At 64.7% G+C, this 19,337-nt stretch carries 14 protein-coding genes and 1 riboswitch; of the genes, 2 read left to right on the forward strand and 12 right to left on the reverse strand.

Annotated elements, in window-relative coordinates:
- Positions 1-12 precede the first annotated feature (12 nt).
- The 9 genes from ACYQ0Z_RS02020 to ACYQ0Z_RS02060 all read right to left on the reverse strand — a co-directional run bounded on the left by ACYQ0Z_RS02020 (position 13) and on the right by ACYQ0Z_RS02060 (position 10,748).
- A complete protein-coding gene (locus ACYQ0Z_RS02020) occupies positions 13-654 on the reverse strand; it encodes a succinate dehydrogenase cytochrome b558 subunit (protein ID WP_459863945.1) in 642 nt (213 codons plus the stop codon).
- A gap of 318 nt (positions 655-972) precedes the next feature.
- Complete coding sequence (locus tag ACYQ0Z_RS02025) at positions 973-2,424, reverse strand: ISLre2 family transposase (protein ID WP_459863947.1); 1,452 nt, start codon at positions 2,422-2,424, stop codon at positions 973-975.
- A 260-nt stretch (positions 2,425-2,684) separates the two neighbouring features.
- On the reverse strand, positions 2,685-3,806 hold the full coding sequence (gene metX / locus ACYQ0Z_RS02030; RefSeq protein ID WP_459863949.1) for a homoserine O-acetyltransferase MetX: 1,122 nt from the start codon (positions 3,804-3,806) through the stop codon (positions 2,685-2,687).
- Positions 3,807-3,909: 103 nt separating this feature from the next.
- Positions 3,910-4,023: riboswitch (SAM riboswitch) on the reverse strand.
- Positions 4,024-4,138: 115 nt separating this feature from the next.
- Positions 4,139-5,038, reverse strand: a complete 900-nt coding sequence (locus tag ACYQ0Z_RS02035) for a DUF1002 domain-containing protein (protein ID WP_459863951.1) — start codon at positions 5,036-5,038, stop codon at positions 4,139-4,141.
- Between the two features lie 144 nt (positions 5,039-5,182).
- On the reverse strand, positions 5,183-5,899 hold the full coding sequence (locus tag ACYQ0Z_RS02040; RefSeq protein ID WP_459863953.1) for a LutC/YkgG family protein: 717 nt from the start codon (positions 5,897-5,899) through the stop codon (positions 5,183-5,185).
- On the reverse strand, positions 5,880-7,352 hold the full coding sequence (locus tag ACYQ0Z_RS02045) for a LutB/LldF family L-lactate oxidation iron-sulfur protein (RefSeq protein WP_459863955.1): 1,473 nt from the start codon (positions 7,350-7,352) through the stop codon (positions 5,880-5,882). Before ACYQ0Z_RS02045 ends, ACYQ0Z_RS02040 begins: the two co-directional genes overlap by 20 nt.
- A gap of 1 nt (position 7,353) precedes the next feature.
- The gene (locus ACYQ0Z_RS02050; protein ID WP_459863957.1) at positions 7,354-8,079 is read right to left on the reverse strand and encodes a (Fe-S)-binding protein; all 726 of its coding nucleotides are present in this window, start codon (positions 8,077-8,079) and stop codon (positions 7,354-7,356) included.
- A 121-nt stretch (positions 8,080-8,200) separates the two neighbouring features.
- Positions 8,201-8,950, reverse strand: coding sequence for a FadR/GntR family transcriptional regulator (locus ACYQ0Z_RS02055; protein WP_459863959.1), 750 nt, complete (start codon positions 8,948-8,950; stop codon positions 8,201-8,203).
- A gap of 121 nt (positions 8,951-9,071) precedes the next feature.
- A complete protein-coding gene (locus ACYQ0Z_RS02060) occupies positions 9,072-10,748 on the reverse strand; it encodes a lactate permease LctP family transporter (RefSeq protein ID WP_459863961.1) in 1,677 nt (558 codons plus the stop codon).
- A 192-nt stretch (positions 10,749-10,940) separates the two neighbouring features.
- Between ACYQ0Z_RS02060 and ACYQ0Z_RS02065 the strand changes: the two genes are divergently transcribed.
- Together ACYQ0Z_RS02065 and ACYQ0Z_RS02070 are read left to right on the forward strand one after the other, a co-directional pair.
- Complete coding sequence (locus ACYQ0Z_RS02065; RefSeq protein WP_459863963.1) at positions 10,941-12,377, forward strand: FAD-binding oxidoreductase; 1,437 nt, start codon at positions 10,941-10,943, stop codon at positions 12,375-12,377.
- Positions 12,355-13,731, forward strand: coding sequence for a (Fe-S)-binding protein (locus tag ACYQ0Z_RS02070; RefSeq protein WP_459863965.1), 1,377 nt, complete (start codon positions 12,355-12,357; stop codon positions 13,729-13,731). The genes ACYQ0Z_RS02065 and ACYQ0Z_RS02070 overlap by 23 nt, the downstream gene beginning before the upstream one ends.
- A gap of 134 nt (positions 13,732-13,865) precedes the next feature.
- Here the strand turns inward: ACYQ0Z_RS02070 and ACYQ0Z_RS02075 are convergent, their stop codons facing one another.
- From ACYQ0Z_RS02075 to ACYQ0Z_RS02085, 3 genes are all read right to left on the reverse strand, one after another.
- Positions 13,866-15,494 carry a methyl-accepting chemotaxis protein gene (locus ACYQ0Z_RS02075; RefSeq protein ID WP_459863967.1) on the reverse strand — a complete coding sequence of 543 codons (1,629 nt, stop codon included), beginning with the start codon at positions 15,492-15,494 and terminating at the stop codon, positions 13,866-13,868.
- A 92-nt stretch (positions 15,495-15,586) separates the two neighbouring features.
- Positions 15,587-17,212 (reverse strand): methyl-accepting chemotaxis protein, encoded by a 1,626-nt coding sequence (locus tag ACYQ0Z_RS02080; protein ID WP_459863969.1) that lies wholly within the window; start codon positions 17,210-17,212, stop codon positions 15,587-15,589.
- 207 nt (positions 17,213-17,419) lie between these two features.
- Positions 17,420-19,105, reverse strand: coding sequence for an L-lactate permease (locus ACYQ0Z_RS02085; protein WP_459863971.1), 1,686 nt, complete (start codon positions 19,103-19,105; stop codon positions 17,420-17,422).
- Between the last annotated feature and the right edge of the window lie 232 nt (positions 19,106-19,337).

Here is a 19,337-nt window from a genome sequence, read left to right on the forward strand (position 1 = left end):
CTCCTTCCCCGATTATGAACCAAGCGCCACCGCTGCGTTCCGGAAGGCCAGGAGCGCCGCAACGCCGATGTACGAAACAAAGACGAAGATGACCATCGTCACGTAGGTGGAAATGCGTTGCGCCCGTGGCCCCACCGTAATGCCCCAGCTAACGAGGAAGGACCAAAGGCCATTGGCAAAGTGGAAGACCGCCGCAATCACGCCCACCAGGTAAAACGCGAACATCCAGCCATTCGAAAGGATCGACACCATGAGGTCATACAACTCTTCCTTCGCCACGTTGCCGAGCGCCACCTGCACACGCGTCTCCCACACATGCCAGGCGATAAAGATGAGCGTCAGGACACCCGTTACGCGTTGCAGCACGAACATGGTGTTGCGGAACGTGCCAAAGCTGCCCAAGTTGGGTTTGGCCTGATAAGCAATGTACAGACCGTAGACACCGTGGAACAGAATGGGCAAGAAAATAAAGAATACCTCGAGCAAGATCAAAAACGGCAGGTTGTTGATCCACAGAACCTTCTCCGTAAAGGCTTCTTCCCCGCGCGTGGCAAAGTAGTTGGTGATCAGGTGCTCCACCAGAAACACCCCGACCGGGATGACCCCCAGCAGGGAGTGCAACCGGCGGTACACAAAGGCCCGATCGCTGGACAACGCAAGTCCCTCCTTCACGGTTCTCCCGCACGGTTGTGTCCGCTCGCTCGCCCAAAAGCGCCTCCGACTCCTATCCGAGGTCTGTCATCTGCTTTCGTCGCTTTCCGCGCCGCCGTGTCACGCCCCCCCTTTGCCGCAGCCGCCGTTTTTCGTGAAAAACAACACAAAAGCTTCCAGCGGAAGCCTTGCGTAAAAAGATTGAACAATTTATGACACGATTATTGTACCCCTTGTCCCAAAAAAGCGTCAAGAAACGGAGGAACCGCGTGCGTGTCAACTTTCAGTAGGTACCCCGACACAAAAATTTGAGTGATCGGTTTACACCCTTCTTGGAATCGCCCGCACAAGCTCACGAAGCACATACTTTACCCAAGGCGCACCGGATCCAGGCCCGTTAAGGGCCGGAATCCTTGCGCGCAGCCATCCCTCTATGTCTGCTCTCCAACTCTTTTCCCTTTCCTCCGCCGCTCCTTTGCCAAACACATGGCTCATTCTTTCCGGTTGGGCTGTCCACTTGGTTTTCACCACTTCAGCCAGTTCCCCATTTGCCCGCGACGCCAAAAGCCGCGCCAACCGGCCGGCCCCCTCGACGCTCCAACGCGCTCCATGACGCTTCATCCGCCGTGCAATGTGATGAAACACTTGTCCCTCAATCGCCCCTAATCGCACGGGCTCTCCCAACTCCCGAATGCCTTCCCAGTTGGTCCGCAGATAGCGCCGCAACTGAACCACCCGCTGCCGCTGTGCCCCGCGGCTGCGATGTTCGGCTGCTTTCAGAGCCTGCTCAACCCCTTCCCAATCGGACGTTGCCAGCGCAGCACAAACCTCCCGATACGCCTTCTCGTCATGTCGAAGACTCTCCACCAGGTTCCGACGAAGGTGAAACGGATCGAGCCGGTATTGCGCTCCCGGAAAATACGCACACCCTTCTTTTACAAACGCCGCTCCATCACCCCCCACATACCATCGCTCCACTGCGCCGAAATCCCAATGTTCACCAAACTTCGCCACGCACTCTTCCCAAAAGGTCGTCCCTTCTGCTACACCGGCATGCACACAACGTTCTTGCAAACGACGCCGCTGGGCCGAAACGTCCCCTTTTCCCTCGTAGGCCACCGCCACCTTGACGGGAATCGTTGCCCGCTTCCCTTCCGAACGCCGGGCTGGTACCCAAACCTCATCCGCTTCCACATACACTGCCGAGCTCTTTCGTTGCCCTTTGGGGCTTACGCCCCGTTCAAACACATCCCGCCGCCGCTGTTCGATCTGTTGCCCCAATTCCCTACCGGCCTTTTGTACCTCCTGCCAGATGCTCATGGCCCGGATGTCCACATTCCCAAGCGTCACGTGCTTGAGCACTTCCGCTGCCCGGTGATACGGCATCTCCACCGCCAGGGCTACGGCCAACTGTCTTGCCCACGGCGAAAGCCGCTGGCGTGGTGCCAAGCCCAGCGCCTCATCCAGAAGGTACCGGCCCTGACCGCTTTCCCGGTCCACGTAGTACCGCCGCTCAATACGCACCTCACCAAAGGGCGTCAGGACCGTGCGCTCCTTGCGATGCACGATCTTTAAATGCTTCCGATCCCGGTTTTTCATAAACTGTTGATCCAACTCCGCACAGGCCGCCTGCAAAAGCCGGAGGGTTGCCTGCTGCACCAGCCGGTAGATGCCCTTCTCCAATGCCTCAAAATCCGGGCTTTGCTTCAGGAGGTCAGCCATTTCCTGCACAAGAAGGAGGATTTCTTGCGCGGTTTCGCGAATCCATTCCATGAGACCTCACCGCCTCCTCGACTTCGTGTCGGGGCAAGTTGCCTGGCCAGACAACTTGCGGTGAGGTCTCTTTTCGTTTTTTCCTCACCGTGTTCCTACTGAAACTTTACACGCTCAGGAACCGCGCGCGATCCCTTTTTCGCTTCCCTGCCCCCGTTTCCCCCTGTCGAGGGACGGGCCTGTCCCGTATCGAAGCGGGCGCTTCCGCAGGTTCCGTTGTGCGTCCATCTGCCGACCGGCTGCGCACACGTAAAACGGCCTCACACCACCTGGCGTGAGGCCGTTTCCACCGCATCCGCATGCGCTTCGGCGAGGAACGCGCGCACGTGTGGACCAATCTTGTCAAACTCGACCAGAAACCCGTCGTGGCCATAGGGTGTGGAAATTTCCACCATGCGCGCGTCCTTGCCCATCCGGCGCAGCCGCTCTGCCAGCTCGCGCAAGTGCGCGGGCGGATAGAGGAGATCTTCCGTAATCCCCACGAAAAGCACCGGCGCCGCAATGCGGGAAAGGGCAGCGTCGAGTCCGCCGCGGTCGCGGCCGATGTCGTGGGTGTCCATGGCGCGCAACAGAAGCAAGTACGTGTTGGCGTCAAACCGCCGAACCAGCTTTTCTCCCTGATAGCGCAGGTAGCTCTCCACCTCAAAGAGGACGTCCGGATCGATCGGTGCTTTCCCGTTGCGCACATTGCGCCCAAAGCGCGCATCAAAAAGCGCCGCCGAGCGGTACGTCACCATCCCCACCATGCGGGCAATGGACAGCCCCTTTTCCGGCCCGGGCCCGGGGTAGTAGTCGCCTCCGCGCCAATTGGGATCGGCCAAGATGGCCTGCCGCCCGATGTCGTTGTAGGCAATAGCCGTGGCCGACAGGTATGCCGCCGTGGCCATGGGGATCAGACGACCAACGCGGTCGGGATACATCACGCCCCATTCCAGCACCTGCATGCCGCCCATCGAGCCGCCAACGACAGCCAAGACACGCTCGATGCCCAGGGCGTCGAGCAAGCGGGCCTGCACGCGCACCATGTCGCGAATCGTCACCGGCGGAAACGCCGATCCGTAGGGCTTGCCCGTGGCCGGATTGAGGCTCGACGGCCCCGTCGTCCCGTAGCAACCGCCCAGAACGTTGGACGCGATGACGAAATAGCGATTGGTGTCGATGTACCGCCCGGGGCCAATCAGCCCCTCCCACCACCCGGGGCCGTCCGGGGTGCGGGCGGCGCGCGCATCGCCGGTCAGTGCGTGACAGACGAGCACCACATTGTCCCGCTCGGGGGAAAGGGTTCCCCACGTTTCGTAGGCTACGGTTACCTCGGGCAACACCGCGCCGCATTCCACTTGAAACGAACCGATGGAAAGGGTGTTGCGCGCATGACGGTCCATCCCCGACCTCCTCCCTTCACGACGCCAAGGCTGCGCCCTCAGACAAAGAAACGCCCTCTCCGATAAGAAGAGGGCGCTTGCGGTCAAGCCGTGCGTCGCCTTCCTCTTATCTTCCAGAACCCCTGAGGGGTTCTGCTGGAATTGGCACCTCTCCGGAAACGCGTTCCGGGGTTGCCGGGTTTCATCGGGCCAGTCCCTCCACCGCTCTGGATAAGAGTAGGTGCACTGCCTATACGATTGTGCGGTTGTTGAGAATAATCATACGCCGCGTCGGCGGAAATGTCAACGTTTTTTCCGCGCGCAGAAAAAAAGCGCCCCGCGGCAGACGCGCGTCAGCCGAACAGGCGCACCACGGCATCAAAGAGCGTGACGAGAAAATCGAGAAACGCCCGCAGCACGCTGCGCGTTTCTTCGGAATTGAGGATCTGGTCCAGATTGTCCCGCACCAGCGCGACTTGGTCGCGCACGCTGGACCAGTCGATCGGCAGGTTGGCAATGCGCTGCAGGAGCTGGGTCAGCTGCGCCACGTCCTGATCCGACAGCTGAATGTTGAGGTCGCCGGCGACATTGATGATCAACTGGCGCAGCGCCTCGTTTGAAAGGTCACCGCCCTGTTTGGCCAGCTCCTCCTTCAGCCGGAGCATCAGCTCGGCCGCTTTGTCGGGGTTCCCGATCTTCTCGCCAAGCTGGGCCGTGCGCACCATCTCCTCGTTGGCCACCTGCTTTTGCTCTTCGCTGATAGAGGTGTTGGTCGCCTGCTCAAAGGCCTTGATCACGCCCGTCAAGGCGGCCGTCCCCGATACCGGCATCGGCGCCGTCACGTACACCGAGGCATCCTTTACCCCTGCCGTCAGCAACGCGTTGACGTACATCGACTCGGAGACCCACGTGATGTTGTGCGTCTCCACGTTCACGCCCGAACCTGGCTGTTCCAGGGTAATCTTGGCCGAGGAGATCGCCCGACGCCCAATGGCGCTCTTCGGCAGGACATTGCCCAGGTAGCGGTGTTCCTCGTCGTTGGTCACCTCGACGATGGTCACCGCGTTCGGGTCGACCCCCATCTCCTGGAGCACCGCCTGCCGCTGCGACGGCGTCAGGTCTTTACCCAGCGTCACCACCGTTTCGCCAACCGTTGCATCGGCGAAAACGGGTTGCAACGAGGTGACAAGGAGCGCCAGGATAAACAGACCGATCAGGACCACACGCCAAGCCTTGCCCTTCGGACGTATCACCACAGCGCATCCCTCCTTGCCCGACTCGACAGGGCTTGTTCGCAGGCCTTCTCTTTATACATAATCACACATCTACAGGAAAAGACCAGCTTGTTTACAAAAAGGTTAAACCCTCCCCGTTTCCTCGGGGAGGGTTGCCCTGCACTACCGCGCGCGCGATGAGCCCAACGCCCCGACCACCACGGCGTACACCGCGCCGGGTCCGTGCACGCCGACGGACAAGTCCATCTCGATGTCGGCACTACGGCTCGGACCGGTAACGAGGTTGACGCACGCGGGCAGGTCGCCGCCGCGGGCCCGCCGGCCAATGGCGCGCAGGGCATCGGTCAGCGTGCCGACGATGCGCTCCTCGTCGACCAACACCAACAGAACGGGTGGCAGCAGGCTGACGCTCCGGCCCTGCCCGCCCCGCGCCGGCAGCACCACGCTCCCGGTCTGGGCCACGGCCATCTCCGCCACCACGACGCCCAGCTCGCACGCCTCGGCAAAAACCGTGCCGCCGTCGGGCCAGCGCCGCACGGTGACGCCGGAGGCGCACAGCGCCGCCTCAACCCGTTCCAGCGCCGGATGGGCCGCATCCCACAACACCGCTTGCCGAACCCCATGGCGGCGGACGATGGCGCGCACCGCATCGTCGAGTTCCGACAGGTCGGCCGCGCGCTGCGGGCGCCCCTTCAGGGCTTCCAGGGCCCGGCAAAAAGCCGCGGCGCGCGCCGCCGGTGTGGTGAGCTGCTCCTCCGCCTGCGAGGGAAGCGGTCCAAAATCGGGGCGCATCACCCGCCGCCCCCGCGGCTTGCCCAGCCGCGCAGCCACGCGGTTCAGGAACGCTTCCCGCCGCGCATCACGCACTCCGTTCGCCATCGCGCTCCTCCCCTTTCGTGCGGCCATTGGACCCCTGCGCTTCCCTCCGGCCCTCCGCTTCCCACCAGTCGAGGAAGGACTGGCGCGCCGGAAGCGGCAGGTCACGCTGCGCCGTCCAGCCCTTGAGCGGTCCGACGGCAAGGCGCACCTTGCCCTCCCGGTCGGCCAGCGGGGCCAAAACCCGGCGCGCCCACCGCACCGCTCGCCGGTAGAAGGCCGGGTGGGTGGCCGCCCACCGGTAGAGGCGAAAGGCCCAGCACTCCGCCCACGGGCGCATGCCCCGGGAGGCCTGTTCGGTGCGGTGCTCGATCAGGAGCTCATGGAGCGGGATGCGCACCGGACAGGCCTCGCTGCAGGCGGCGCACAAGCTGGAGGCGTGGGGGAGCTCCTGCCACTCCTCCATCCCGCCGAGGAGCGGTGTCAGCACCTTGCCGATGGGGCCGCAGTAGACACTGCCGTAGGCGTGCCCGCCGATGTGCCGATAGACAGGGCACACGTTGAGGCATGCCCCGCAGCGGATGCAATGGAGCACGTCCTGGTAGGCGGTGCCGAGGATGTCCAGGCGGCCGTTGTCGACAATGACGAGGTGAAACTCCTCGGGCCCGTCGGCATCCCCCGGGCGGCGGGGGCCGGAAACGGCCGTCACATAGCTTGTGATCTTCTGCCCGGTCGCCGCCCGCGGCAGGAGGTGGAGCATCACATCGAGGTCGTCCCACGTCGGCACCAGGCGCTCTGCGCCCATGATGGCGATGTGCACGCGCGGCAGCGTCGTCGTCAGGCGAGCGTTGCCCTCGTTGCTCACCAGCACGACCGTGCCCGTCTCGGCCACCGCGAAATTGCAGCCGGTAATGCCGATGTCGGCCTCGAGAAACGCGCGCCGGAGCCGGCGCCGGGCGAACCGGGTGAGGGACGGGGTGTCGTCGGGAACCGGCTCGCCGGCCACCCGGGAAAACAGCTCGGCGATCTGCCGCCGGTTTTTGTGGATCGACGGGGCGATGATGTGCGACGGGGGCTCGCCGGCCAGCTGGATAATGTATTCCCCGAGATCCGACTCGACCACCTCAACCCCCAATGCCTCGAGGGCGCGGTTGAGGTGCAGTTCCTCGGAGACCATCGACTTCGACTTCACCACGCGGCGCGCGCCCTTTTCCCGCGCCACCTGCACGATGTACTCGACGGCCTCCCGTTCCGTGGCGCAGAACACCACCGTGCCGCCGTTCTTCTCCACGTTGTCCGCCAACTGCTCCAGGTAATAATCCAGGTTCTCGATCGTGTGGCGGCGGATCGCCTCGCCCAAGCGCCGCCACGCCTCCCAGTGGCCCAGCTCCGCTTCGGCGTTCCGCTTGCCGGAACGGAACCGCTCCTGGGCCTTCCGCACCGCCGCCCGCAATGTGGAATCGGCAAGGGCCTGCCGGGCACGTCGGACAAAAGATCGCTCCGCACTTGTCCGCATCCTACTCCCTCCCCCCATCGAGAACCTGGGCCACGTGCAGCACGCGCAGCCGCTTCCCCCTTCGGCTCAGGCGCCCGCCCAGGTGCCACAGGCAGCCCATGTCTGAGCCGATCAGCACCTCGGCGTCCGTCTCCTCGATGTGGTCGATCTTCTCGTCGGCCATGGCCGCGGAAATGTCGGCCATTTTCACAGCAAAGGTACCGCCAAACCCGCAGCAGTCTTCGCGGTTGGGCAGCGGACACAACTCGAGGCCCTCGACCCTCTTGAGCAGAGTCAAGGGTTCCTCCTGTACCCCCAGCCCTCGCGTCATGTGACAGGACGTGTGGACCGTCGCCCGGGCCGGAAACGTGACCCCGGGGTCTTCCACGCCCAAGACGTTCACGATAAATTCGGAAAATTCATAGGTCTTGGCGGCCAGCGCCTCGGCCCGCGGGTGCCACTCGGGATCATCGGCAAACAGCCGGGGGTATTCGCAACGGATCATCGCCGCGCACGACCCCGACGGCGTCACCACGTAGGTGCTGCCTTCTAAGGCGCGGATCAGCTGCTTGGCCACCTCCCGCGCCTCGGCACGGTAGCCGCTGTTGTAAGCCGGCTGGCCGCAACAGGTTTGGGTTCGCGGGACCTCCACTTCCACCCCGTAGCGCCGCAAGACCCGGACTACGCTCTTGGCCACGTCCGGAAAAAAGACATCAACCAAACAGGTGACAAACAGCGCGACCCGCATCGTCTTTTCCTCCTTGCTGGACGTCGGCCTTTCCTCACGTCGGGCAGCTTCGGCTGCCCCGCTCCCCTCCCGTGAACCGGTTCGGGCCTGCTGTACGGTTCGCCCCCGGCCTTCGCCCGGCCTACTCGTCGTCCTCCGCCTCGGCAGCCTGGTTCAGCACTTCCTCCACCTTCACCAGGTGGGCGAGCATGCGCTGCTGGGCCAACGGCGCATCTTGCGCACGGATGGCTTCGTAGATGCGCACGTGCTCGCGGTATAGGCGCTCCGCTGTCGCCTCCTCGGTATACAGCCACAGGCGGCGGCTTTCGCGCATCGTCTCTTGCATCGTGTCGGCAATGGTGTTCATCAGCTTGATGAGGATGCGGTTTTTCGTCGCCCGGGCGACGGCCAGGTGAAACCGGACATCGGCCCGCTCTCCGAGCTCTTCGCAGGACCCCAGGCTCGCCTCCATCTCCCGCAGCGCCTCTTCCATGTGGGCCAGATCTTCCTCGGTGCGCCGCGTGGCGGCCAGACCCGCCGCCCCCACTTCCAGGATCTTGCGAACCTCCAGGAACGCGCAGATATCCTCGCGGTTCATCAGGACGGCAGCGGCAATGGGCTGGACCAGTGCGGAGGGGTCGTAGTTGCGCACGAAGGTCCCTTCCCCCTGGCGCATCTCGACGAGCCCCATGGCCTGGAGCGCGCTCAGCGCCTCCCGCACCGCCGAACGGCCCACATTGAACGCTTCCGCCAGCTCCTTCACCGATGCAAGCCGATCGCCAGGTTTCAGCTCGCCCTCGCGAATCATTCGCTTGAGCTCCTCGGCCACCTCTTCATACAGCTTCTTCGTTCGGATCGGACGGATGTTCAAGGAGGTCGTCACCTCAACCATCGTGGTTGTGCCTCCATTGTAGCGAACCTGTCACGATGCGAACAACCGCAACCGACCCCCATGCACCGGGAAGCACCGTCCCGCCTGCAAGGGTCACGGCCATCCCGCACCAACCGCCTCGTCAATGGCCCCCGGGGATCATCCATGGCATCCCGTACGCCTGCAGCGCGGTCAACACGCACAGGACGAGAAGAAGCAGGAGGCTGTGCTTGAGGGTGAAGCGGAACAGGTCGGACTCCTTCCCCACCAGGCCCACGGCCGCGCAGGCCACCGCGACGGACTGGGGCGAAATCATCTTCCCCGTCACGCCGCCCGTGGTGTTGGCCGCAACGAAGAGCGTCGGATCGATGCCGATGCGCTCGCCGGTCACCTTTTGCAGGTTGCCAAAGAGGGCGTTGGATGACGTGTCGCTGCCGGTCAGAAAGACCCCCAACCACCCCAGCACGGGAGAGAAGAACGGGAACAGGCTGCCGGTCGCCGCCAGCGCCAGCCCGAGCGTGGCCGACTGCCCGGAATAATTGGCGATGTAGGCAAAGCCCAGGACGGCGCCGACGGTAACAATCGGCCGGGACAGCTCGCACACCGTCTCGCCAAACAGCTTGAACCAGTCGCGCCACGGCATGCGGATCAGAAACTTGGTCAGGAGAGCGGTCACGAAGATGGCCGTCCCCGTTGCCCCGATCCAATCGAATTTGAACTCCGCCGCGTACGGCGTCACCGTTTCCACCACGGGTGGCACCTTTTGCACCCCATTGTGCAGGAACGGCACGGGTACCTGGATCGTAAAGGAACTGAGCACATCCTTCACCGGCTTGAGACTCCAGATCCCGATGACAACCGTGAGGAGCAAGAACGGCGACCACGCCTTGACCGCCTGGCCCAGGGTGTACCCCGTCCCGCCGGCCGTTGCGGCCGCTTCCCGGTGACCGCTTTCGCGGGCCGGAATGTGCACGGGACGTCCCTGCACAAAGCGGAAGATGTACGCCGGCCGCCATACCTTCAAGAAGCCCGCCGTCACCGCCAGGCTAACCAGCGCCGAGGTGATGTCCGGCAGCTCGTGGCTGATGAAGTTGGCCGTCACATACTGGGCGGCGGCAAAGGAGAGACCCGCCACGAGGGTGGCCGGCCACGTTTCCCGGATGCCGCGCCAGCCGTCCATGATGGCCACCAGCCAGAACGGCACGAGGATCGACAACAGCGGCAACTGGCGTCCGGCCATCTGGCTGATCAGCATCGGGTCGATTCCCGATACCGATCCGGCGACGGTAATGGGGATGCCCACGCCACCCCAGGCTACCGGTGCCGTGTTGGCGATGAGGCACAACCCGGCGGCGTACAGCGGATGGAAACCCAAGCCCACCAGAAGCGCTGCGGTAATGGCCACCGGCGTGCCGAAACCCGCCGCCCCCTCAAGGAAGGCGCCAAAGCAAAAGGCCACCAAGATGGCCTGCAGCCGCTGGTCTTCGGTGATCGCCACCACGGAGGAACGAATGATGGCAAACTGCCCGCTCTTCACCGTAATCTTGTACAGAAAGACAGCGGTTACGATAATCCACGCGATCGGCCACAAGCCATACACAATCCCGTAGCCGGTTGCCGCCAGGGCCATCGAAACCGGCATGCGGTAGACGAACACAGCGATCAAGACGGTCAGCGCGACGGTGATCAGGCCGGCCTTGTGCCCCGGCATGCGGCGAACGGCCAGGGCGTAGAAGAAGAAGACGATCGGAAGCAAGGCGACAAACACCGACAGCCACAGATTGCCGCCTACCGGCGCATAGACTTGGTTCCACGCCATGCGCTCCCCCCTCTCATCTTATTCAGAATTTTTATTGTACTCGTAATTGATATTAAAACCAAATGATCAACTTGTCAAGTCATCAGATCATCGAAATGTTCTTGCAATGATACACCACCTGCCGATAAAATAGAAGAAGGATTCTGTAAATATCGGGTCATCTGATCATTGGGGTGAAGGAGGAACGCACCGATGGGCAGCCTGCCCGCAACCGTGAAACGGGAACTGGTCGCCGCGGTCGGCGCAGCGCACGTGCGGGATGATCCGGAGGCCCTTCTCGCCTATTCGTATGACGCGACCCCGCTGTTTCAGGCCATGCCCGCCGCTGTGGTCTTTCCGGGAAGCACCGAGGAAGTGGCCGCGGTATTGCGCATCGCCAGCCGCCATCGCATCCCGATTGTCCCGCGGGGCAGCGGGACCAACCTGAGCGCCGGGACCGTTCCCGTGGAGGGCGGCATCGTCCTCGTGCTGACGCGGCTCAATCGCATCCTCGAGATCGACGAGGAAAACCTGACGGCAACGGTCCAACCCGGCGTCGTCACGCAGCACCTGCACGAGGCCGTCGAGGCGCGAGGTCTCTTTTATCCGCCCGACCCCGGCAGCATGCGCATTTCCACCATCGGCGGCAACATCGCCGAATGTGCCGGCGGTCTGCGCGGCCTCAAGTACGGCACCACAAAGGACTACGTGCTCGGCCTCGAGGCGGTCCTGATGTCCGGGGAGGTAATGCGCACCGGCGGCAAGCTGGTCAAGGACGTGGCCGGCTACGACCTCACCCGCCTCCTCGTCGGGTCGGAAGGTACGCTGGCCGTCATCACCGAGGCGACATTGCGCCTGTTGCCCAAACCGGAATACCGCAAAGTGATGAGCGCCCTCTTCGACGATCTGTACAGCGCCGCCCGCGCGGTGTCCCGCATCATCGCCCACCGCATCATCCCGTGCACGCTGGAGTTTATGGACCAGGCCACGGTCCAGGTGGTCGAAGACTACATGCGCATCGGCCTTCCCACCGACATCGCCGCCTTCCTGCTCATCGAACAAGACGGGCCGGAGGAAGTGGTGGAACGCGACCTTCAGCGCATCGCCGCCATCTGCGAGGATTCCGGCGCGCGGGAGATCCGGGTGGCCGCCACCGAGGAGGAGGGCGAAACGCTGCGCACCGCCCGCCGCACGGCGCTGTCGGCCCTGGCCCGCTTGCGCCCGACGACGATCCTCGAAGACGCCACCGTCCCGCGCGCGCAGATCGCACCGATGGTGGAACGCATCGCACAGATCGCGAAAAAATACGACCTGCTCATCTGCACCTTCGGCCACGCGGGCGACGGCAACCTCCACCCCACCTGCCCGACCGATGCCCGCGACGCGGAGGAAATCGCTCGCGTGGAGCAAGCGTTCAAGGAGATTTTTGCCGCCGCCATCGAACTGGGCGGCACCGTCACCGGCGAACACGGCGTCGGTGCCGTCAAAGCGCCGTATCTCGAATGGAAGGTGGGACCGACCGGGTTGGAGGTACTGAAAGGGATCAAGCGCGCCTTCGATCCCGAGGGGCTGCTCAATCCCGGGAAAATCTTCCCTCCGGATGGGCGGAAACGGAAGGTGATCTATCGTGTCCCGCACCCCCACGCCTGATCCGACCATCGCGATGCCGCCAACAGAACAGGAGCAAGGGCCCGTTCCCGACGCCCGCACCGCCCGGCTTCAGCGACACCTGCAGGAGGTGTTGGACGGCGACGAGCTGGAAAACTGCATGCGCTGCGGATTTTGCCAGCCGGCCTGCCCCACGTTTCAGGAAACCGGGTACGAGGCCGCGTCGCCCCGCGGGCGCATCGCGCTGATGAAGGCCGTCAAAGACGGCCTCCTCGTGCCCGACGAGGCCTTCCGACACCAGCTCGACCTGTGCCTCGGCTGCCGGGCCTGCGAGCCGGCCTGTCCCTCGGGCGTCCGGTACGGCCATCTGCTCGAACAGGCCCGCGAAGCCCTCGCCGCCCACGCGCCGATGCCGTGGGGTGTGCGCCTTGCGCGCAAGGTGTTTTTCACCCACGTGTTTCCCCATCCGCGGAGGCTGAAGCGGTTGGGTCGCCTCCTGCGCTTCTACCAAACGTCGGGGCTGCAAACGGCGGTGCGCAAAAGCGGCCTGCTGCGCCTCCTTCCCGCCCACCTGCGCGACATGGAGGCCATCCTGCCCGTCCCTTCTCCCCGCGGTGTCGCCGAGGCTCTGGGCACCCGCATCCCGGCCAAAGGCCGCGCCCTGACCACGGTGGGCCTCTTCCGCGGGTGCGTGATGGACGTGCTGTACGCCGAAACCAACGCGAACCTCGCGCGGCTCCTTTCGGAAGCGGGCTTTGACGTCGTCATCCCGCCGGAACAGACCTGCTGCGGCGCCCTGCACGCCCATGCCGGCGACACGGCGACGGCGCGCCGGCTGGCCCGCCGGAACATCGAGGCGTTCCGCCGCGCCGGCGTCGACTTCGTCGTCCTCGCTGCCGGCGGCTGCGGAGCGATGCTCCAGGAATACGCCCATCTGCTGCCAGACAACGAGGGGGCGCGTTGGCTGAGCGCGCGAGTGCGCGACGCCAGCCAGTTGCTCGTGGAAATCGGCCGTCCGCTGCCCCTCGGTCGGCTGGAAGCGACGGTCACGTACCAGGACTCCTGCCACCTGCGCAATGTCATGGGCGTGCACCGGGAAGTGCGCCAGCTCCTTTCGTCCATCCCCGGGGTGACCTTCCGCGAGCTGCCCGAAGCGGACCGCTGCTGCGGCTCGGCCGGCATTTACAACCTGACCCAGCCGGAGATGGCCGGGCGCATCCTCGAGCGGAAGATAAACCATGTGGCACGCCTTTCGCCCGATCTCGTCGCCACTGGAAACCCCGGCTGCCTGCTGCAAATGCAGCTGGGCCTCTCTCGTGCGGGTCTTCACGGCTCCGTGCGTGCCGTGCACTGGGTGGATGTGCTGGCCGAAGCGTTGGATGCGGCGCCTCGCTAACGCGTTATCCGCCCTGCCCCCTCTTCCCCACGTCCGGCCGGCTTATGCAGATGGAACAAAAACGAGGGCCGCCGTCTCGCCTGCTGGCGAGAACGGGGCCCTGTTCCCGTTCCACGCGGTAACCCCCTTTTGCGTCACTGCAGTCGGAACCGGTGCACGATGCGCGTTAACTCGTCTGCTTTTTGGGCCAGCGTTTCCGCCTCGCCGGCCAGGTGGCGCACCGTCTCGCTCTGCGCCTCCGCCGTGGCCGCCATCTCCGCTGCCGCCTCGGTAAAACGCTGGGCAATCCCCGTCAAGTCCCCCATCACCTTCTCCATCTCCGTGCATTCCGCAAGCAGCTCCTCCGCGTGGCCGTGGTTCGCCGACACCTGCGCCTGCGCCTCCTCCACCGTCTCCCGCAACTGCCGCAGCGTCTCGCCTACCACCCCCACCGCCTCGACACCCTCCGCAATGGCCGCCACGCTCCGCTCCACCGCCTCTACCGCCTGCGCCGCCTCGCCCTGCATCTTCTCGATGATCTCCAGGATCGTCTTGGCAAAGGCGTTCGTCTCCGCGGCCAGCTTGCGTACCTCGTCGGCCACCACGGCAAAGCCGCGGCCGCTCTCCCCGGCCCGGGCCGCCTCGATGGAGGCATTGAGGGCAAGCAGGTTCGTCTGCCGCGCAATGGCCGTGATCGCCTGCGCGTGGCTGCCGATCTCCGCCGCGTCCGCCGCCACCCGGTTGACCGTGCGCACCGCCTCCTCGACTGCCCGCTCGATCCCTTCCATCTTCGCTAGCGCTTCCCCGACGGCCCGCGTCCCGCCGGCCGCCGCCTCGGCGGCCTGGTCGCTGAGCTCCATCGCCCGCCCCGTGTTCGCCTTCATCGCTTCCGCCGCCTTGGCCACCTCCTCGATCATCGCCAGCGCCTCCTCCAGCGCCGCAAACTGCTGTTCCGTTCCCTGACGGATGTTCTGCACCTCCCCGTTCAGCGCACGCAACGCCTCGGCCAGCTCGCGGGTCTCGCCGGCCTGCTGGGCACTGATCTCCCGCGACGTCGCCGCCGCCTGGGCCAGCTCCGACAGGATGGCCCGCATGCCCAGCACGATCTTGTTCAGCTCGTAGCCAACCTGGTGAAAGCGGTCCCGGCGTTTTTCTTCTACCAGCCGGGTCAAGTCACCGGCGGCGATGTTCCGCGTGACGCGCATCCACTTGCGCACGGCACGTTGGATGGCGCCGTAAAACGCCCCTGCCGCAATGCCGCCGACGACCGCTCCGGTCCCAGCGGCAACGGCCCCGACTCCCCATTTTCCAGTCATGAGCAGCGCCACCACACCGGTACACAGGGACGGAACCAGGGCAAGTCCGGCTAGGGCCGGCCCCCAAAACGGCTCCTGGACGACGCGCCCCAACCGCAGGGTATAGCGTTTGGTGCCCGTCGACTCGATGGGACAGGATGCGTCAATGATCAGCTCGCCGGTGTTGCGCGGATACCACTGCAGAAGCGGCACATCAGTCGCGGCCACTTTTTTCGACACGGGGTCGGTATAGATTACCCCTTCGCGCAACCGGTTGGTGTGGATCACCCCGCGCAACTCGTCGTCGATAATGCCGATGTATTCGTCATCCCCGAGCTCACGATCAAAGAGCGCGTAGATTTCGCCTCGCACCGGTTCCAGTTCACCAGCTTGGCGAATGAGGGAGGAAACCTCCTGCGCGATCCGCTTGGCCTTCTCCAATGCTTGTTTGGCCTGTTTGCTCTGAAGAATGCGTGTATTCTGATCCAACGCAGATCCTCCTTCCGTTCCCGTAAAGTGTTCCCTCACGCGTCCAACCGCTCTGGAGAAGACGAAGCACCATCGCCTGGCGCGTCAGCCGATCATTGCAGCCGGAACCGATGCACGATCCTCGTCAACTCACGGGCCTGTCGGGCCAGCGTTTCCGCCTCGCCGGCCAGGTGGCGCACCGTCTCGCTCCGCGCCTCCGCCGTGGCCGCCATCTCCGCCGCCGCCTCGGTAAAACGCTGGGCAATCCCCGTCAAGTCCCCCATCACCTTCTCCATCTCCGTGCATTCCGCAAGCAGCTCCTCCGCGTGGCCGTGGTTCGCCGACACCTGCGCCTGCGCCTCCTCCACCGTCTCCCGCAACTGCCGCAGCGTCTCGCCTACCACCCCCACCGCCTCGACACCCTCCGCAATGGCCGCCACGCTCCGCTCCACCGCCTCTACCGCCTGCGCCGCCTCGCCCTGCATCTTCTCGATGATCTCCAGGATCGTCTTGGCAAAGGCGTTCGTCTCCGCGGCCAGCTTGCGTACCTCGTCGGCCACCACGGCAAAGCCGCGGCCGCTCTCCCCGGCCCGGGCCGCCTCGATGGAGGCATTGAGGGCAAGCAGGTTCGTCTGCCGCGCAATGGCCGTGATCGCCTGCGCGTGGCTGCCGATCTCCGCCGCGTCCGCCGCCACCCGGTTGACCGTGCGCACCGCCTCCTCGACTGCCCGCTCGATCCCTTCCATCTTCGCTAGCGCTTCCCCGACGGCCCGCGTCCCGCCGGCCGCCGCCTCGGCGGCCTGGTCGCTGAGCTCCATCGCCCGCCCCGTGTTCGCCTTCATCGCTTCCGCCGCCTTGGCCACCTCCTCGATCATCGCCAGCGCCTCCTCCAGCGCCGCAAACTGCTGTTCCGTTCCCTGACGGATGTTCTGCACCTCCCCGTTCAGCGCACGCAACGCCTCGGCCAGCTCGCGGGTCTCGCCGGCCTGCCGGGCGCTGATCTCCCGCGATGTTGCCGCCGCCTGGGCCAGCTCCGACAGGATGGCCCGCATGCCCAGCACAATCTTGTTCAGCTCGTAGCCAACCTGGTGAAAGCGGTCCCGGCGTTTTTCTTCTACCAGCCGGGTCAAATCACCGGATGAAATGTGGCGCGCGATGCGCAACCACTTCTCCACACGCCTTTCCAGAACCGCGTGGAAGAAGGCAGCGCCCACCGCGCCGACGGCCAGGCCGATCACCGTGGCAATGGCCCCTTCCGGCCAAGCGAAGGCCAACACCGTGCTCCCGGCGGCAGCGGGAGGAATCAGCCCCACCCCGTACATGGCCGGCTTCGAAAACGGCCGATGAAGGAGGCGACCCAAGCGCAGGTTGTACCGTCGGGCCCCTTCGGCCACCACCGGACAGGAAGCGTCGATGACCAGTTCACCGGTGTTGCGGGAATACAGCTGCAAAAGCGGCTCCGTCGTTTGCGCGGCCTTCTGCCCCACCGGATCGGTGAAGCGCGTTCCCTCGCGCAGCCGGTTGGTGTGGACAAGCGCGCGCCCCTCCGGGTCTACAAGCAGCAGGTATTCATCGTCCTCCAGCTCGCCGTCCAGCAGCTCGTACACGCGCGCCCGCACGTCTTCCAGATCCCGCGCCTGCCGGAGAAGCGGCGCGATGCGTTCCGCCACCCGCTGCACCTTCCGCAGCGCGTCTCGTGCCGCCTTGCTCCGCAGGATGCGCACCGGTTCCCTCTCCATCGAAACACCTCCTGTTCCCAGAATTCGTTACCATTTAAATCGGCGAAAAGATCGAAAATCTTTTGCCCCATTTTTGCCCGTTTTCCGCCCGCTGGACGGGATACATCACGAAATGCAAAAAAAACCGGCCCTTCCGGCCACCTGAAAATTCCCGCTTTTGGTCGTCTTGTCTGCTCCCGATGCCCGCCATCCACCCCGGCAAAGCCCTCACGCGTATCCAATCGCAAGCCCACACACCAACACCAACAAGCCCAAACTGTACTTGAGGGCAAACCGAAACAGCTTCGCTTCCTTCCCCACCAGATTCGTCACCGCACACACAATGGCCAGGGACTGCGGGGAAACCATCTTTCCCACCGCACCGCCGGCGGCATTGGCCGCCACCAAGAGCGCCGAATCCACACCAACCCGCTGCGCCACAACGTGTTGCAACGGAGCAAACAACACATTGGATGACGTGTTGCTGCCCGTTGCCATAACCCCCAGCCAGCCCAACACCGGAGACACAAGCGGAAAAAGGGAGCCCGTCTTGGCCAGGAACACGCCCAACGTCGCCGAGAGTCCGGCATAACGGGCCAGATACGCTACACCCAGCAGGAGGCTGATCGTCACCAACGAACGCCCGAGCTCCCGCAGTGTTTGGCCGCCTACTGTCAGGTACGCCCGCCACGACAGGCAAAACAGCGGCTTGGCCGCCAGCGCCGCGAGGAACACGGCCGTTGCCGCCGCGCCCAGCCCGTTGAAAACGTACACCGCCGGAAGGGGCATGGGGACGGAGGCGGCCGGCGACGTCACCCACACCCGTTCATGCAGCGCCGGAACCGGCACCACGATCGCTGCGCGGTCCAACAACTCCTTTACCGCCGGCACGTTCCAGACGCCAACGACGGCAATCAACAGCAAGAAGGGTGACCAGGCGCGCAGCACCTGCCCTGCCGGTATCGATTCAGGACGCCCCTCGCCCATCTCCGCCCCCCGTGGCCAAAGGGACGGGCCTCCACGTTGGGCAGCCGCAGCCGCCACTTCATCTGCGGCCAGCCACCGGACAGACGCCGCCGCACCCGCACGGGCCGTCCTGCCCCTCCGCTGCACCACCCGCACAAATCCGACCAGCGCCGCCATACTGGCCAAGGGCGCCAACACGCTGGGCAATTCGTACAGTCCCTTCGATGCGAGCACAACCTGCACGAGGGCAAAGGTACCGCCGGCTGCCGCCGCGGCAGGCCATGTCTCGCGCACGCCGCGCCAGCCATCGACGATCGCCACCAAGAGAAAGGGGACAATAAGCGACAACGGCATCACCAGAAGGGCTGCCGCCCGGCTGATGGACGAAGCGTCAAGCCCCGTCATCTGGGCGGCCACGACGATAGGGATGCCCACTGTGGCCCACGCAACCGGTGCCGTGTTGGCCACCAGACACAGCCCCGCCGCGAGCAGAGGTCGAAACCCCAGGCCCACGAGCAGCGCCGCCGTGATGGCCTCCGGTGTGCCAAAACCGGCCACCCCCTCCAGGAACCCGCCAAACCCGTACGCGATGAGGAGCACCTGCAGCCGCCGGTCGGCGGTGATCTGCCCAATCGAGGCGCGAATCACCGCCACGAGCCCGCTAGTCTCCGCCAGTTTGTACAAGAATACCGCCGCTAGCACCACCCCGCCAATCGGCCACAGGCCATAGGCCACGCCGTATCCCGCCGCGGCCAGGGCCATCGCGGGCGGCATGCGCCAAACGCCAACGGCCAACAAGATCGCCAGCGCAAGGGCAATCAGGGCAGCCCGGTATCCCCGAACACGGCGCACAGCCAACAGATACACAAACGCCCCAACGGGCACGAGGGCGCACGCCGCCGACGCCGCCAACTGTCCGCCCACCGGCGTGTACACCTGTTCCCACATCGGCAACCGCCCCTTGTTATATAACAGTCATAGCATTATCTTATCTGTTTTAGCTCACTTTGGCAACCCCTTCCGCTCCGGCAACCTGAGCGCGGGCATCGGAACCAGGGCAACGCGACAAAAAAAATAACGCCCTGCCCATTGGCAAGGCGTTTTCTACATCGTTCGGCGGTCGGTCAGGCGGCCGACCGCCCTCGTCACCCCCGGCAGCAAGGGGACGGCGGCTCGCCCG

Source organism: Calditerricola yamamurae (genome assembly GCF_054654135.1).